Annotated in this window: 15 protein-coding genes; 1 reads left to right on the forward strand and 14 read right to left on the reverse strand. The window is 42.8% G+C overall.

Translation table 11 applies throughout. The features are described from left to right. Positions 1–81: 81 nt before the first annotated feature. From FEM55_RS08450 to FEM55_RS08460, 3 genes are all read right to left on the reverse strand, one after another. A complete protein-coding gene (locus tag FEM55_RS08450) occupies positions 82–1,050 on the reverse strand; it encodes a DUF4249 domain-containing protein (protein ID WP_138280900.1) in 969 nt (322 codons plus the stop codon). A 3-nt stretch (positions 1,051–1,053) separates the two neighbouring features. Beyond that, positions 1,054–3,474 (reverse strand): TonB-dependent receptor, encoded by a 2,421-nt coding sequence (locus FEM55_RS08455; protein WP_138280901.1) that lies wholly within the window; start codon positions 3,472–3,474, stop codon positions 1,054–1,056. A gap of 94 nt (positions 3,475–3,568) precedes the next feature. Beyond that, the gene (locus tag FEM55_RS08460) at positions 3,569–3,961 is read right to left on the reverse strand and encodes a hypothetical protein (protein WP_138280902.1); all 393 of its coding nucleotides are present in this window, start codon (positions 3,959–3,961) and stop codon (positions 3,569–3,571) included. 263 nt (positions 3,962–4,224) lie between these two features. Here FEM55_RS08460 and FEM55_RS08465 point away from each other — a divergent pair, with 263 nt between their 5' ends. After that, positions 4,225–5,142, forward strand: coding sequence for an HAD hydrolase family protein (locus tag FEM55_RS08465; protein WP_138280903.1), 918 nt, complete (start codon positions 4,225–4,227; stop codon positions 5,140–5,142). Positions 5,143–5,144: 2 nt separating this feature from the next. On the opposite strand, the gene FEM55_RS08470 is transcribed toward FEM55_RS08465, so the two are convergent. The 11 genes from FEM55_RS08470 to FEM55_RS08520 all read right to left on the reverse strand — a co-directional run bounded on the left by FEM55_RS08470 (position 5,145) and on the right by FEM55_RS08520 (position 17,683). Further along, complete coding sequence (locus tag FEM55_RS08470; RefSeq protein WP_138280904.1) at positions 5,145–5,936, reverse strand: hypothetical protein; 792 nt, start codon at positions 5,934–5,936, stop codon at positions 5,145–5,147. A 190-nt stretch (positions 5,937–6,126) separates the two neighbouring features. After that, positions 6,127–7,263 carry a YjbH domain-containing protein gene (locus FEM55_RS08475; RefSeq protein WP_138280905.1) on the reverse strand — a complete coding sequence of 379 codons (1,137 nt, stop codon included), beginning with the start codon at positions 7,261–7,263 and terminating at the stop codon, positions 6,127–6,129. Further along, positions 7,256–8,071, reverse strand: coding sequence for a YjbH domain-containing protein (locus tag FEM55_RS08480; protein ID WP_171036511.1), 816 nt, complete (start codon positions 8,069–8,071; stop codon positions 7,256–7,258). The genes FEM55_RS08475 and FEM55_RS08480 overlap by 8 nt, the downstream gene beginning before the upstream one ends. Before the next feature lie 10 nt (positions 8,072–8,081). Beyond that, the gene (locus FEM55_RS08485; protein ID WP_138280907.1) at positions 8,082–9,125 is read right to left on the reverse strand and encodes a hypothetical protein; all 1,044 of its coding nucleotides are present in this window, start codon (positions 9,123–9,125) and stop codon (positions 8,082–8,084) included. 113 nt (positions 9,126–9,238) lie between these two features. Continuing rightward, the gene (locus tag FEM55_RS08490; RefSeq protein WP_138280908.1) at positions 9,239–10,603 is read right to left on the reverse strand and encodes a sugar transferase; all 1,365 of its coding nucleotides are present in this window, start codon (positions 10,601–10,603) and stop codon (positions 9,239–9,241) included. A gap of 186 nt (positions 10,604–10,789) precedes the next feature. Then, entirely contained in the window at positions 10,790–12,121 is a 1,332-nt protein-coding gene (locus FEM55_RS08495; RefSeq protein WP_138280909.1) for a WcaI family glycosyltransferase, read from the reverse strand. A gap of 323 nt (positions 12,122–12,444) precedes the next feature. After that, a complete protein-coding gene (locus tag FEM55_RS08500; protein ID WP_171036512.1) occupies positions 12,445–13,020 on the reverse strand; it encodes a putative colanic acid biosynthesis acetyltransferase in 576 nt (191 codons plus the stop codon). Positions 13,021–13,077: 57 nt separating this feature from the next. Then, the gene (locus FEM55_RS08505; protein ID WP_138280911.1) at positions 13,078–14,277 is read right to left on the reverse strand and encodes a glycosyltransferase; all 1,200 of its coding nucleotides are present in this window, start codon (positions 14,275–14,277) and stop codon (positions 13,078–13,080) included. Positions 14,278–14,384: 107 nt separating this feature from the next. After that, a complete protein-coding gene (locus FEM55_RS08510; RefSeq protein WP_171036513.1) occupies positions 14,385–15,542 on the reverse strand; it encodes a glycosyltransferase family 4 protein in 1,158 nt (385 codons plus the stop codon). A 1-nt stretch (position 15,543) separates the two neighbouring features. Then, on the reverse strand, positions 15,544–16,533 hold the full coding sequence (locus FEM55_RS08515) for a glycosyltransferase family 4 protein (protein WP_138280913.1): 990 nt from the start codon (positions 16,531–16,533) through the stop codon (positions 15,544–15,546). A gap of 124 nt (positions 16,534–16,657) precedes the next feature. Then, positions 16,658–17,683, reverse strand: coding sequence for an acyltransferase family protein (locus FEM55_RS08520; RefSeq protein WP_138280914.1), 1,026 nt, complete (start codon positions 17,681–17,683; stop codon positions 16,658–16,660). Position 17,684: the final 1 nt, after the last annotated feature.

Here is a 17,684-nt window from a genome sequence, read left to right on the forward strand (position 1 = left end):
GATATATGCCCGCATAGCAAAAAAAATTACTGATCCGGAAAGCTCCGGATTCCCGGCTTTCAGGATCAGTAAAGTTCCGGGTTACTTTGTGTAGGAATGTTTTAATTGTGCCGCATTGTAAGCACCAAAGCAGCCAAGCCCGCCTTTTATATTGGTATAAATTAAGGTCGGCTCGGTAAAAGGACTGTCCGAATTATCACGGATTGCCTGCGAACGATGATATTTGTAATAATGCTTGTCTATACTATATACTTCCATGTTGATCGCCGTGATTTTGGTATTGGGATAAATAGTGACGCTTTTACCATTGCTGCGAGTTTTTTCCTGCGCGTGCGGCAGACTTGATCTTCCGGTTGAGGATGTAAAAAGTGATCCGTCCAGTTGGTTGTCACTGATAAATTCATTTCTTCCCAGCTCCCAGTTCCAGTTGAACTCGAATTTGTCAGAAATCCTCTTTTCAATGAAATCCTGCTTGTCTGACGAAACCGGAACTGTGTAATCAATGTCCATAAATGCACTGGTCCTGTAATAATTGGTATCCTTCGGAATATCCTGCCATGTCATTTTTAGTGTGACTGCAGTATCCTGGTATAAAGCATAGCTTGTGACCAGCGAATCGATCTCGTACGATTTTATAACCGGAGTTTGCTTCGGAACGGTACATTCTGCCGTTACGGTTCTTTTGCCATCCGAAACAAACAGGGAATACGTTTTAGAAGCTGAAATCGGGAATTTTGACTGTGGTAAGCTGTACAGTTTGTTTTTGGGATCAAAAGGAATTGTAGCTTCATGGACACCGTCCGAAATCTTTACCGTTGCATTTTCTATTCTGTCTCCTGTCGCATCTGTTTTTGTAAATAAAGGAATGGATTCCGTTACAATGACATTGATGTAGGGCAGCTGCGGAGAAATGACGGAATTTACCACAAGTTTGGATTCAGTCTTCGGCAGCTTTGCCTCAGGAATATCCGTCACCATTGATTCGCAGGCGGCCAGCATCAGCGACAGGGCGATAACCGCAATGCTGAAAATTGATTTTAACTTTTTCATGGCTTAAAATTTGAAGTTGTAGCTGAAAGAAGGGATTACCGGAAACAGAGAATACTTTTTCAGGTTACTCTGGATTTTCCCGTCTGCAATCAATTTGTGCGAGATATCATAATAGAAAGGATTCTTGCGGTTATAGGCATTGTACACGCTGAATTCCCAAGTTCGTTCATGCCGTTTCTTCTTTTTGTGAAACTGAATAGCCAGATCCAGCCGGTGAAAAGGTTGTGCACGAAAGTTGTTTTTGCTTGCGTATTCCGTAGCCTCCGAACCAGACGTATGGCTGTTAATGGAATTTTCATCGGGATTGTAATGACCAAAAAACCTGTGATCAATTCTTGAATCTATAGCGCTGTAAATGGACGTAGGCAAAGTAAGTGCGTTGCCTGTTCCGTAAACCCACGTTGCAGACATTGTAATCCGCTTGCTAAGCTCGTAAATACCCACAATCGAAAGGTCGTGGCGGCGGTCGTAACGCGGGTGAAAAGTATTGCCGTTATTCAGTTCCGGGAATTTCCAGTAAATCCATGACAGCGTATAGCCGATCCAGCCGGAAAGCCTGCCGGTTTTTTTCTGAACCAGAAACTCGGAGCCGTACGACCAGCCTTTGCCGGACGTAACATTGTCTTCCCAGTTCACATCGTTCGCATTTTCACCTTCTCCGGCAATACCCAGAAACGTAGCGCCTTCCTTGTAGCTCAGAATATGATCCATGTTTTTGTAAAATCCTTCCAGTGTAAATGTAAGCGCAGGCTGTTCAAGGTCTTTTGCAAAACCGAATGCATACTGGCTGGATTGTTGCGGAGCAATGCGGTCCGTGCTGGTTACCCACAAGTCGGTCGGCAATCCAAGGCCGGTATTGGACAAAAGATGGACATACTGATTCATGCGCGCATAGGAAACCTTTGCAGAAAAATCGGGATCCAGCCGCAATGCTGCCGAAAAGCGTGGTTCGGGCTGTACGTAACTTTTATTTCTGGCCTTGAAGTAGCTCAGCCGGAATCCTGCATTCATTTTCAACGCATCAAAGGGTTGCCAGGTATCTTCGGCATAAATACCGGCTTCCATAGACTGAACCGGCTTTTCATTCGGGTCAATGGGCTTGTCACTGTACGAACCCGACATCGCAACGGCAGAAGGAGTTGACTTGTGAAGCGTGGCCTGTGCCCCGAACCTGATGGCATGAGCCGCTGACGGATAAAAGTCAAAATCCGTTTTCAGGCTTAAATCCCTGATGTTCGAATTGTAACGCAGGCTGGATTCACTTTCGCTACGATTTTCGCCGGTAACTTCCTTGAAATAACTGGTTGTGGCAAAATTGAAATTGGTGAATATAAAAGACGTATTGACAAACAGTTTTCGGTTCAGAATGTGGTTCCAGCGCATGGTTGCCGTTGCATTTCCCCAATCAATGCCAGTGTTCGCTTCAAAATTTGATCTTTTCTCTTTAATATAAAATTTGTCCTGACCGAGATAGCCGCTAAGGTAAAGCTTGTCTTTTGCCCCGAAATCATAATTGATTTTGGCATTCAGGTCATAAAAATAGTAGCCGGGCCGGAACTTTTCCTGACTGTTTTTTTGAGAAAATTGAATTACCGGAGCAGCCAGAATATCCAGATAAGTTCTTCGTCCGGATATTAAAAAAGATGATTTTCCTTTTGATAATGGTCCTTCCAGCGTCAGCCGCGAAGCAATCAGCCCGATTCCGCCTTCGCCGTGCAGCTTGTCTTTGCTTCCTTCTTTCATGTTCATTTCAACAACGGACGATAGCCGGCCGCCATAACGTGCCGGAAAACCGCCTTTTGTCAGTTCCACATTTTTGATTGCATCGCTGTTGAATACGGAGAAAAAGCCGAAAAGATGGTTTGCATTGTAAACAACGGCATCGTCCAGAATAATCAGATTCTGATCCGGTCCGCCGCCGCGAACATAAAGCCCCGTCTGGCCTTCGGTACCTTTCTGAACACCTGGCATCAACTGCAGACCTTTTAAAACATCCTTTTCTCCAAAGAGCGCAGGCATTTTCTTGATCTGCTGAATCGGAATTTCCAGAACGCTCATTTGCGCCGACCGGCTCACATAATCTTCCTGCTTACGTGCAGAAACAACGACTTCTTCCAGCTGATGAACGGACGGGAGAAAAACATTCAGTTCCATATTCTGCTGCGCATGAACCGTACGAACCACTTTTTCATAACCTACAAGCGAATAGGAGATGGTTACGGAATCCGAAACGGGAACGGTTAAAGAATAGAAACCGTAATTATTGGTCACGGCATTAATGGAAGTCCCGGGAATATACACATTGGCACCGGGCAGCTGCTCCTGACTTCCCTTTTCCTTTACAAAACCGCTGATTGTAATACGTTCTTGTGCAAAAACACAATAAGAGAAAAATAAAAGTAATATAGTGTGTGTATAGCGCATAATTGTAGTAATTCCATGAACAATAAATTTTGAAGGCTTAACATAGTTATAGTGTTAAGCCTTGTTCTAAAAGTTATTCAATCAGAGCATTAATCTAGTGATTCAGCTCAAAAGGAACCGTTTCGCAGATCGTTTCGCCATTTTTAAGCTCCGCACATACTTTAAGGATTATATCCTGCTTCTTTTTGACCTTATACAGGAATGCCTTCTCTATATTGACAACCGGCTTGTTATCGCATGCGCATCCAATATTTGCTGCTGTCAGCGTATGTCCCTTTTTGTCATTGAGTGTGACTGTAGAACTAACTACAAATGTATTTTTGGGCTCAATCCGTGCTTTTATTCGAATGCTGTCATTATCATGCATCATTTGATTTCGGGTAGGAGATAATATCGTAATATCCGGTGAATCGAGTTCTTTTTCCTTGCAGGCAATAAAAAATAGAATAAAGCAAACAAGCGACAATCCGACAATTTTAGGTTTCATGTGTCAATAGTGTTTAGTTGTACAATGTAATTTTTGATGCCTTCAGATGTGAAGGTCCGGTTACATGACCGTCAGAAGAGACCGGCCATATGTTTGCTTTGAAATGTTTTTTACAACTGAAATAACAAATGCACGCAAAAATGGCTGTCTGTAAAGAGCTTAGGCGAATTGTTAACAATAATTTATTATAGTCAGCAAAAACAAAACTGTCGATATGTTTATGTTCAGGCATGATTTTTCAGGATGTGTGCTAAAAATATATTATGCCGTTAACTAGCCAGCAAAACCAAATAATTTCTGATTTTACAAGCCGCCCGGAGTTCATTGAAAAGGGCGGGCTGATTACCGATCTGGACGGAACGGTGATCCAGCAGCATGAAGGCCGTTACTTTATGCCCGAAGAAGTGGGGGCGGGCCTTACGGAATTGTATCACGGCAATTGCACGGTCATTATCAATTCCATGCGTTTTCCGTTGTCTGTCATCAATACTTTTGCGAATGACTGGTACGGAATGTCCCATGCTTCCATTCCGCTTGTAAGCCTTAATGGAAGTCAGTTCGGATATATTCACAAGGAAGGATCAAGCTTTACCTTTGAAGAGGTCGATGCATTTCCTTTGAAAGAAAATGAAATAGAAAGTTTCATTTCGGATGTTGACGCAATCCTGAACAACGGCAGGAGCGCACTGGTTTTTTATTACCCGAGAAACTGGAAAAAAGGTGAAATCATATGGACGCCCGTTCAGGAAAAGGTTGACGAAACGAGGGATAGATACAGAAGTGCTTCTACCGTGTACAGCAGCAATCTGGATACATTGAAGGAACATTTGCTGGCGGAAGATATCTGTATGGTTTTTCTTCTTCCCGTAGAAGTCCAGAGCGACACGCCGTTTCAGCATACGGACCATAAGGATTTTTATTCACATGAGCATGTGAACAAGCTTTTCGGTGCTAAAAAATTCATGTCACATCTTGGCCTTGAAATGCAACATTTCATAGGCGCGGGTGACACGCCTATGGATGTTTTTCTGCAAGAAGCCGGGTTGGTTCTCAAAGTCGGGAAACTGAACCTGAATTTTGAATGCGCTTCCGAAGTAATCGAACTGGAACAGATTATTGACATAGCGGAAGTATTTACAGCCATTGCCGAATGCTGTAAACACGAAAGCAAAGCTGCCTAACCTTACATGGACTGCCCGTAAAGCGCAGCATGCGATCTGATCACCGGCAAAGACTGATGCAGGTTGCTGATCACCTGTTGCTTGAATTCATCGTCTGGCAAGTTCTGTGCCTTGTCCAGTAGTTCTATGGCCATATTGAAAACAGTTTCCCGGTCCAGAATAATGTCCTGACCAAATTCGCGCGTTACGTCATCACTAAACCAGGTATCGATCAAGGGCGCGTAATTTTCCTGCATTGTGTACTCAAAATCCACATGATAAAACCTGCAGTTTTCGGTAAACGGATCTGAAACAATCATGTTTTTAGGCTTGCGGTCATTGTCTGCATAACAGATCGTAATTTTGGTCGCGTCATATGCTGCAAGCGTACCCAGATTATTTCTCAGCTGATCGTCAATCGTAACGTCTTCCAGCACTTCTTTGAGCCGGGTACCTCCCACTTCCTGGTTGGACAGGATCATATGGATGATATCCGATTGCGGATCATGGTGAAATCCCAGCGCTACCTTGTTCGGAAGGTTAAGTCCAAGCGTTGCTGCATGCAGATAGCAATAATATTCCTTTTTGGCCTGCATCAAAGTTTCGTAATACTTTGCGTCCTGCCGGTTGTCTTTCTGGTGAATATAATAGGTCTGCGTTAATGAAGAATGAAAAATCTGACGGCGCATGCGGTCAGGCTTCTGGCCGGTATCTCTGTAAATCGGTTTCAGGACTTCGTCCTTTTGATAAGATATGAATTCCTGCCATATAGAAGATGAATAAAAATGATCTGAAAAAGAGGTGTTCACGGACATAAATTGGTGTAAAAAAAATCGGAGCTAAAATTTACGACAAAAATCCGAGGAAATCAGCATCGCAAAATAAAGCACAATAGATTTTTTTAACAGCCGCTTTTGATGCCGGCAGTTTAAAGGCAGAAGTGGGGAAGTCGTCGCATTTGCGGAGCTGGAATGGAAGCATAGGCAATGATTTTGTCCTGTTATTTCAGTTCAGTTGCCGGTACTGCCGGTTCAGGTAATCTCGGTGATACTGACGCAGCTTCTGGTCCAGTTGATAACCGGTTCTGTATCGTTCCCCGATTCTGTAACCTCTTGTATAAGTGTATTCCCAGCGGAATTCATCTGTTGTACGCAGGCGTGCCTGTTTTCCCTGCAGCAGCTTGCCGGGCGGAACCGGAATGGCAAAGTTGAAGCCGATTGTGGAGCCGTTTGTCGTCGTCATGGCATAAAAGCCGATTTCTACATTGGTGAACTGGCGTAAAACCTCCAGACGTGCGCCGGTATCGCCCGCCAGATAATGGCCTCCCGAGACTTTTAGGGTCAGGTCAGGGCCGGCAAACCGGTACGCTGCGTCTGCGATCAGCAGTAATTTATCAAGCCTTTCATTGTAAATGCCACCGCGCGGGTAATAGTAAAAACCGGTAAGCCCGGTTTCCAGCCCGAAAGACCAGGGACTGCTCAGGTTGGCATGCCGGTATTGAACATTAAAACCGTATTGATCATTCTGGAAAAAACCTGCGGAAGCACTAAGAAAGTGATATCCTGAAGCATAAAACTGATTGAGGAAAACGGGCGCAGGACGGATATTTTTCGGCCGGCCGTCCAGATCATTGGTGACCGGGAATAAAATGCCGGCTTGAAGCGACAGGCCGGGCAAAATGTAGAACTGACTTTGTATGGCAACGCTCGTATTGCTTTGGACCGGTTTTTCAAAATTTCCGAAAATGGCTGCAAAATAGGGTTGTATCCAGAAATCAAGCTTGTAGTTGTTCTTCTGTAACGGAAACTTGTTTAAACGTTTCTGGTTGTTTCTTTCCGCTGCCGTAAGCGGACTGAATTCAAGTTGTCGGCCAAAGGAATATTTTCCAACAGGTATGCCTTGAAACAAAGGAATAAATGTATTCACCTCCGCGTCGGAAAAGGCTTTTTTTGCTTCGTATATGCCGATAAACGGATTGCGGTAAAGTCTGTGCTCATAATAAATACTGCTGGCAGCCGTATCAACCTGTACGTTTTCAAAGTTATTTCTGAGCTTGTAGTTCTTTTCTGAATCCTGTGCTGCCAAACGGATCGTGCAGTTTAAAACAAGCAGGGAAAAAATCAGGCAGGTTCGGTTATTCATGAAGCTTCCGGATGCGGTTTGGAAGTTTTAATAAAGAGAAATTGTAAGAAGTACCAAAAGTAATCTGCTCTGCATTCAGGACAGCCGCCTGCACGATCCAGTTTTTCATGACCATGGCATATGCACCGACGTTGACGTTCCTGGAATCATATTCAAGCATCAACCCGTACTTTTTTCGGAACTGTACCGATATGCCGCCAAACGGGCCTTCAAGATAATGTTTGTGGCGGCTGTATTTGCTTTTCTTTTCAAAAACCAGATTGTCGAACAAACCGTAATTCTGCAGCGTACTTCCCTTGCGGTAAACGTGGTACGGACTTCCGTATCCGGCACTGACTTCCGCAGTTATATTCTTGCTGATGGTAAAATTTTTGGTTGCAACAACGGCGTGTGTAAGTAGTGTGGGGCTGATGCTGGCAGGATTGGAAACAATCACCGCAAGCGAAGGCCGACGAGGTTTTTCTTTTAAGACAAGATACCTGAAATCAAGCTGCCGGTCGCCGAGCCCCAGCTTTACCGGATTGTCGGATGTACTGAAAAGCTGCAGCATGCTGATGTTGACATCGAACCGGGGCAGTACGGTCAGGTTCATGTAAAGGACTCTTCCCGGATTGCTGTTGTCTGTGCCGAATCCGTAATTGCCCGGAAAAAAATGGATGCCGAATGCCATATTGCCGTCTTCGGTGTAGCGTGCGGCAGGTGTGTAAATGAGTCCGGCTTTACCGGAAATGTTGGTTTGTGCAAAAGAAGGCATTGTAAAAAGCAGTGTCAGGAATGATAAAAAACCATCCCTGACACTGCTTTTCATATTTCGGATATTACTGTCCACCGCCCTGATTATGGCAGCTTTGAGCAAGCGCAGCTCTGGCAGCGCCGGCAGCTGTAATCGCTGTGGTATAAGCATTCTCAACAGCAAGTGTATTGGCATCACGGGCAGCTTCCGCACTGGCTGTTCCGGCAGTTGTTTTTGCGGTACAAGCCAGCGTATCGGCTTCCTGAAGTGAATTCAGTGAAGTGATGTTCTGAATATAGGCAATGTAAACCTGTGTTTTCAATTGTGCATACAGTTCCGGATCCATGGACCCCTGGTTTTGATCCAGCAAGGAATTTGTATTATTGAAAGTTTCTCTTTCCGATGTGCGCAATGCATCATACTTGGTTGGCAATGCCGAGAGGCAGGATGCTTCAGCCGGAGGAAGCAGTGCAATGTCACTTGCAAACTGAGTTGCCACGCCGGAAAGCTGCGTAGTTCTGGATGCATCCAGCTTGGCTTTTACTTTCTGGTATTCGGCTTCAGCAGCAGCAAGGCAAACGTCACTTACCAAGACGCCTTCATACGAATCAGCAACTTCCGGGCTTCCGCCATTTGTACGCTGTCCTTTGATGACAACACCCTGAACCGTAGGATACGTAACTTTTGTGAAGTAGGCCGACAGGGAAGCATTTGCAGCTGCTTTGGTCTGAATCGCTTTCAGATTGTCGGGAAGGTCACCGCCTTTTTCCAGCGCTGCCAGCATTTCAGGTGTTACGGATCTTACGGCATTCCTTTCTTCGGCTGAAAGCGCTGTTGATATTACGCTGCCTGCTGTTCTGACACTTTCCGGAACAACACCGGAAGTAACCATTTCGCGTATTCCGTTATTTACAGCAGCTGCCTGCGGAGATGTTTCAATTTTAGACTCAACGACAACCACCGGCTGTGGAGCAACCAGCGAAACATCAGCAAGTTCAATCTTGTTAATGGCATCAACAAGATCGGTGCTCGGTGCAAGCGGATCCGGCTTTTTGTCATCTTTACAGTTGGTCGTCATGAACATCAGGGCAAGCCCGTATGCCAGAAGCGTAATAGTGTTCTTTTTCATGTTTTCAGTTTAAGTAGTTAATAGTTTAAATTGGTTAGCAAGTGGAAATAAATTAGTAGTGATAATGAAAAAACAGTTAATTGAAAATCTTTTATAATGGTTTAAAAACGGCATCATACGCCCCGGCCCGACAACATTACCCGGACGGTACGGAAAATAAGGTGAACGTCATCCAGCAAGCTGTACGACTGCAGGTATTTAAGGTCATATTTAAGCCTCTCCAGGTTTTTGGCAACATTGTCTGCATACCCTACATTGATCTGGCCTGTGGATGTAATGCCCGGCCTTACGGTAAGCAGCCTCTGAAAGTCATGCGGCTCGGCTTCCATCAGCATATCCACATCATATTTAAACAGCGGCCGCGGGCCAACAACAGACATATCACCTTTCAGTACGTTGAAAAACTGCGGCAGTTCGTCCAGACGCGTTTTTCGTAGAAATCGCCCTACAGGTGTAATCCGCGCATCCGTATCGCCCTGAGAATGCTTTAATCCCGTTTTATGCGCATCGGTATACATGCTTCTGAACTTGTAAATCTGGAATATCTCGCCCCATTGCCCCGACCGTTCCTGTCTGAAAATGACCGGTCCTTTGGAACTCAACTTTACAGCGGCTGCAATGATCAGGAAAACGGGCGCGCCTGCAATGATCACAATGGTTGAAAATGCAAGGTCAAAAATGCGCTTGATATTTTGCTCGTTGACGCTGGAAAACGGTTTGGTATTAACCTGGATAACCGGGTAAATGTCGTGGTATTCAATCTTGGCCATGTTGGTCATAAAGCCGCGGAAATCGGGAATCAGTCTGATCTGCGTTTTCTGGCATTCACCGATCCGGATGATGTCACGAACCTGCTCATCGTTCATTTCGGAAAGGCAGCAGTACAGATAATCCAGTTTATTGTCTTTTACCACGGATTCCAGCATTTGAGCCTTGTCTCCGGGATTCAGTTCAAGCATTCCGTAAAACTGGTATCCGAGTTCTTTCCGTTCATCGTAATATTTGTTGATCAGCGTTGCCAGCGATCCTTTGCCTATAATGGCATACCGGTTGTAATTATAACCGGCCTTCCGGCCAAGCTGCAAAAAAAACAGGCCGCAGTAACGCGAGCAGGCAGAGCATATTACAAACAGCACATAAGTAAGCAGAAACTGGGAACGCGAGTAATCCTCGCCGTTTTTTCCGAGATAAAGAAAGGCCATCATCAAGCCGCCATGCAGCATCAGCACCTTGAAAAGCATGAGGATCTGCTCTCTGAAATGAAAGGAAACACTTATGGAAGCATAAGTCCGTAATACGTAAGTTGTAAATATCCAGACAAGGTTGGTTACAAGCAGCAGATTGATATAATGATTGTCTTGTGCTACAGTCAGGTTGTCGAAACGGAGCAGACAGGCAACGATGAAGGAAACATTCAGAAGAGCTATATCAGTCCACGGAAGTGCCTTGAATAAAATTCCGAAATAATGAATTTTCATAGATCAGCAACGTTGAGTGAATTTAATTTCTGCATCTTTTGGTATGCTTGGCAACAAGCGAAAACAATCTTGCGGCAACGGGATTTGTGATTTTACAAGGACATTATGATCCAGTAGGCAGTACTTGAAAAAGGTAGCAGTTCTATCAAATCATGCTTTGTTTCGACGGTCAGGATTTTAGTTTGTTCAGATTTTCTCGGCTATTTTGAAAGCGGGCTGGGATAAAGCCTGCACTTTCTCAATCCGTTCCGGCTGCTTTTCGTGAACAGCCTGTGCGGGTGTCGAGGATTTTCCGATCAGTTCTTCCAAAGATGCTTCCACATGCCGCAACACTTTTTCTTTACTGAGGAACTGTTCGGCATATCTGCGTGCGTTGGTACTGTATTCGGTAAGATCCGTTTTCAAAGCCAGCTCAATGCCTTCTTTTAACGAATCGGCACATTCAGGCTTGATCAGAATGCCCATGCGGTGTTTGAAGACGATGTCATAAAGCGAAGTGCCGGGAATTGCCGTAACGATCGGGCATCCGCCAATCGCCAGAATGGCAGACAACTTGCTCGGCATAACCAGATCCGATGCAGACTGCTTTTGTAAAACCAGGTGCAAATCCGCCATGGCCAGCAGCGGTGCAAGCTTGTCGTAAGGCTGCAACGGGAAAAACAGGATATTGGACAGCCCGGATTCTTTTACCAGATTTTCCAGTTTTTCCTTTCCGCCGCCGCATCCTACAATGACAAAGACAACATCTTTCTGATTTTCAAAGCTTTTTGCAACATCCACGATGACTTCCAGGCCTTGCTTTTCACCAAGGTTTCCGGAATACAGAATCACTTTTGCGTCCTGATCAATACCGAATTCGTTTCGGAGCGAATGTATTTTCTGCATCGGGTTAATAACCGATTCGTCCACCCAGTTGGGAAACTGTATTATTTTGGAAGGCGATATGTTCTTTGCCATGATTTTCCGCTGCATTCCCGGACTGATTGTGGAAATGGCAGAGCTTGCGTCAAAGATCATTTTTTCCACTTTGAACATCAGATCCAGTCCGCGCTTGTTTTTGATCATACCGAGGTCGCGCGCTGCATCCACCTGCAGATCCTGAATATGCGTAACCAGCTTTACACCACGTATTTTGGCATAGATCAGCGGCAGAATGCTCATGTGAAAAGGCGGCGACACGCATAGTACCAGATCGTACTTTCTGCCAAACAGCAGCATCAGCCACACGGGCAGCATACCCAGCAGAAAAGTGAACTCGTGGATAATCCGTTTTACCGCAGTAACTTTCCTCGGGACATATAACGGACATCTGTATATGTTAACATGATCGATGCGTTCTTTCACCCACCACTTTTTTTTGTAGCCGTCGTGAATTTCCCATTCCGGATAATAGGGCAATCCGGTAACAGCTGTCATATCATGTCCCTGACTGGCCAGCCAAGCGGCCATTTCTCCTGTGTATTTGCCAATACCTGTCAGTTCCGGAGCATAGTTGATACCGAAAATTAATATTCGCATGTTGTAAAGCTGTTATAAATAGTGTATTTCATTGAGATGCGAATTTTACTGACCTGGAAGCCTGTTTATGATTACGGACATTCAGAGTAGCCAATGAGCATGCAATGGATTATTTATTAAGTATTTAAGTATAAATTGTAAAATGATTATCTATCAAAGCATAAAATAGTTTCTACAACAATGTTACCAAATAATTCTTTTTAGTGCAAACTATTTTATTGAAAAATATGAAGCCGGAATGATAATTAATTTTTTTCTAATGTAGGATGTTTTCAGTCCTGAGGTTTGTGCTGCATGAAAGCATAAACGGCAAAGGTTGGAAATTACACTTTGTGAACAGGTTTTTCCGTCTCCTGCCTGCTCAGGCGATCTTTTACAGGTTTGGCCGGAGAACCCGTGCATATCTTGTTTCCGGGTAGAGATTTAAAGACCGAAGAACGTGCTCCGACTACCGTTCCTCTGCCGATTGTAACACCAGGTCCTACAAAGACATCCGTGGCCAGCCAACATTCGTTTTCAATATGGATAGGTTCAGAATAAATCGGAAAATCATTTTTCAGATAATCATGAGAGCCCGTGCACAAATAGCTTTTTTGGGAAATGACTACATTACTTCCTATTGTAATAGGCCCCAGACTGTATAATACGGCATGATCTCCAATCCAGCTGTAATCACCAATGGTCACTTTCCATGGAAACTGAGTGTGCACGGAAGGACGGAGTATGACACCTTTTCCGATCTTGGCGCCAAATAAACGCATGAGAAACCTTCTCCATCCGTACATAAACTGAGGCGATGTTTTAAAAAACAAAGCTTGTATGATCCACCAAAGCTGAACGTACCATCCCGGACGTCCGCGAAAGCCGGGAGGCATTGAAAATTCATTTAAAGATTGCATTGCTTTCAAACTCGACAGGTAACTGGATAATTAAAATGCACTTTGCAAAAGCCGGTTTTACTGCTGTATGCCTTTCAGGAACTGCAGTGCGGCCGGCTCGATTGCAAATTGCGTATTGAATACATTTTTCGCGCTCCGGCCCATTTTCTCCTTTCCAGCTTCACTAAGTTCCATCCATTTTTTTAACATGTTGACAATACCGTTTAAAGTATCCTCTTCTATAATTCCTGCATTTGCTTCTTCAATCTCCGTCCAGATATTTACCTGATTTGAAATCAAAACCGGTTTTGAGCATGCGAGCGCTTCCACAACCGCAATTCCGAAATTCTCCTGATGCGAAGGAAGAATGAATGCTTCGCATCCGTAAAAGGCACCCCATTTAACCGCGCCGGACAGCATGCCGGGAAAGAAAATGTGCTGACTTAACAACGTATTTTCCGATACCAGCTTATGTAAAGGCAAGCCGTAACCGGAATCAATTCCCGGGCCGGCAATGACCAGCTTTGGCAAAGTTTTATTTCTTGCCATGCATTCCTGTAAAACAATCGAGTATGCCTGAATTAAAATATCTACGCCTTTTTTATAATTGATACGGCTGAGGAATAAAAAATAAGGGAATTCTTTCACATCAGGGCAAGCTGACAAAAATGAATGACGCATTGAATCCGAAAACGAAGGCGGAGACTTGATTCCGTAACTTACATTGATTTCACGTAAAGGATGATAAGGCCGGAACGTTTCACGGGCCAGTTTCAATTCGGCATTGCAGGTGAAAAGAACGCCATCAGCATGATTCACTACTTTTCCTTCTACAAGTTTCCAAAATACCCAGTTTCGGATTGCCTTTAACTTTCTTCCTTTTGCTTTCTGAAACCACGGATCGAGCATTCCATGAGGCATTACATACAACTTAGGAATGGAAATGGCAGGATTTTGCTTTTTTAACTGGCTTAATGCTTTCATTGTGGCATAACTGTGATATTGCCAAAGTCCATGTACAATGACTGCATCAAATCGCTGCAAGTTTTCCAGCAACCATGGTTTTAATTTTGCGTTATAGGACCAGGGTCCGCTTCGTGGCCCGACTGCATGGATAGTAAAAGATTCACCGGCAATAAATTTGGAATCGGGCAGATCCAGAGATACTACCTCGTTATAAACACCAAGTTTGGCTAATTCCGGAACAGAATTGCGAATACCCTGGCAAGGGCCACCTTCCTTGGGATCCATGCTCCAAATAACGCGTAATATTTTCATAATCGTTAACTGAATATCTTGGTCAAAAATGCAGAAATCATAAATCAGGATTTAGTAACCAACAAGCGATTCAGCTCAAATAATGTATTCTTTAATTAACAAATAATTTATAGCGGACTTGTTGCAAATTCATCCTTTTTCATCCACGGCGCTTGCGGCTTAGCCGTTGTCAGACGCATATTTAAATGAGTTACAATCTCGTGAAAGTAAGCAGCCATAGCCGTGCCTGAAATATTTTTCTGTGCCCATTCCCGGTTGTTTGCTCTTTGCTGAACGGATAATTTTCCCGCTTTTAAATAATGATCAATCTGGATAGCCAAATCATTTTCGTCCAGACTTTGAAGTACTTTGCCCGTATCAGGATGTTGCATGATACTGCTTGATCCGCAAAACCTGCTGACCAGAACAGGCGTGCCTTCCATTAAACTTTCACACACCACTGCGCCCCATCCATCATGTCTGCTTGGAAGTACAAACAAATCGTACTCGTTCATTTTAGACCTTAAATCTTTGTTTGACAAAAAAGCAAGCAATCTTAATTTGCCATTCAGACCGCTTTCCGATTCTATTAATTTGCCCGTTTCCATTTCATTTTCTTTAAGGCAGTAAAAATCCGCAAGAAAGTCATGATCTATTTTACAAAGTGCTTTAATCAGGATGTCATATCCTTTCCTGTGAATTAACGATCCTGCAAACATCAGCCTGAACTTTGTTTCCTGATTGCCAAAATTAGATGTATCTAAATTGATTGCAGAATTTTCAACGGTGTAGGCCCATTCAAATATGCTGCTTTTAGAATATCCCCAGGTTTCAAACTGCGCTATTCCGTTTTTTCCGGTTGGTAAAATAAATTCAATAAAAGAACCGTATAGCAATTTATGATAATAACCTCTTAATAGTCTCAGCTTTCCTTTAAATCCTCTTAAATCCAGCGGTTCGGTAAAAATGCCTGTTCTGCATTTGTTTTTTTTTGCATGAACAAAAGCTTTCTGAACATTCTCGAATGCCGCAATGCCAGAAAAAATGTGAATACAATCATGGCCCTTGTTCTGGTCAATAATTTGCTGCCAATTGTAATGGATTTGATCAAGATAAATAACATGTACTCCTGAAAGCTCGGGTTCACTCCATCCCATTTCCTTGCGAAAACCCGGTAAGTTCATCGTAACAATCAAGGTAACTTCCCCAATATTCATGGCAGCAAGTGCCTTGAAAAAAGCGGATTGATGAATACTGTTCGTGTTTTGCCAAAAGAAATATTTCATATTATGCATTTATATTCTTCAGTATTTCATTATAAAGACTGTAATACTGATTGGATATGTGATGTTTTGAAAACCTGCTGACATTTGCCAATCCATTCTGAACAAGTCTGTCACGTAAATCAGCATCGTGTTTGATTTTCAGTAATCCCTCTTTTATTTCCTCAGTACTGAACGGATTGATTAACAGGGCAGCGTCATGAGCTACATCCGGCATAGCAGAAAGGTTACTTGTAATGACAGGCCTGCCAATGATGTTGGCTTCCAGAATCGGAACGCCAAATCCTTCGTATTCAGATGCAAAAAATAATATATCACATTTTTTGTAACATTCGTAAACATCAGATCTGCTTAAATCGGTATACCATTCATATTTAATCTTGTAACTGGTAAGCAGATTTTTAATTGCTTCATCCGGTTTTCGGATCAGCAACAGTCTGAAATCCGTGTCTTTTACTGCCTCAATCAGTCTGTAAATATTCTTGTTGTTGCCACTTCCAATCTGCATGACAACAGGTGATTTCTGATTGAATTCTTTATAACTGAATTTAAAATCTTCGGGTGCCGGATTGGGTATCACCCTGATTTTTGTTTCAGGTATTTTACATATTTCAATCAGTTTGTTTTTCGTAAATTCTGAAATGGTCGTAATGTAAGATGCCCTTTTCAGCGGAAAGGTCAGCCAGACCAATTTGAATAGCCACTTTTTGATTCCTTTCAGATCTCTTTCATATCTTCCGACATCGTGAACTGTTACGATCGTTTTTTTCTTGTCGAGAAACAAGGAAATTGTATGTATATCACCGGTAATATGGTTGATATCACCCTGAAATTTCGAAGCTTTTATAAAGGAATGATATCGCATCCATTTTGATGTACAAACGTAATCTTCATAATCTACATCACAGGGCATACCATCCTTGATTTGGCCAAAGACCGTTTCAATGCTATGAACGCCTTTCATTTTTGGTCTGTAAAAATAAACTAGCTTCATGGCAAGGGTTCAGACATTTTTAATTTTAATTGATTTATGTTGGTAATTGCTGTTGTTCTGATTTAATCCGTTCAATCTTTAAACTACTCCGGATCAAATCGTAATACATCGTAACGGATATGCTTTATACCGATCTCTTTTTTCCAAGAATATAGTAAAAATGTTTGTTGATGGTAAGAATGATCAGATGAAGTAAAAGCCAAAAAATGATGTGTTTCATTAAAAGAATATACAAAGTCTGATCAAAAAGCAGGCTTAATGACGACAAACAGATTTTTATCAATTGATGAATGCCTAGTATAATCATTGTATTACGGCCAAGATAAGTAACAATGATTTTAATGTAACTGGAATCCTTGAAATAAGAAGTTGAATAACAAGAAAGTAAAATGGAAAAAAATATTCCGGAAACCGCAGACAAATAGGTGAAAACAATGTTGTTCATCCTGTTAAAACACATATCCAGCTTGTCCTGATTGAGATAACAAAAGAGAATATTAATTGATAAGAATAAAATCAGGAAAATAAATTGTCGGTTTGCTTGTATTGTCTTTTTTAAAGAGCTCCTTACCTGATCTTTGCTGTAAAATCCCAACGCATAAAATACAAGAGCAGTGGGAACAACTTCTATTTTATACGGAAAATGTATTCTTTCCATACTGAAATAGTATCCTAAAAAGCAAAGAAACAAAACGGTCAATAAAGCAGGCCAGAACTTGTTGCCTGTATATTTGATCAATACGGCAAACAGTATTTCTGTAAAAAATAAAACGGGAATAAACCAGAGTGCCAGCCCTTTCCAACCGTGAAGTATAATTTTGGACACTTCGCTATAAGATCCGATTTCAAGCGGTATTCTGGATTTGTCATTCAAAACCGGAAGTATGATGATAAACAGGACTGAAAAGAATAAATAGGGAATCAGTAGTGTTTCAATTCTGCGCTTCACAACCCGATTCAAATCAATTGTTTTATCGCCATTAAACAGATAACCGGATATAAAGAAAAACATGGGCATGTGGAAAGACCATATCCACCACGACAGGTTTTCAGGTAAATTCGAATGTCCGAATACGACCAGCAAAGCACCGAATCCCTTGAAGAAATCGATCCATACGATCCTGCCTTTGCTTTCTTCCAATGCATTCATA

The organism is Dyadobacter sediminis (genome assembly GCF_005860765.1).
Classification (GTDB): Bacteria; Bacteroidota; Bacteroidia; order Cytophagales; family Spirosomataceae; genus Dyadobacter; species Dyadobacter sediminis.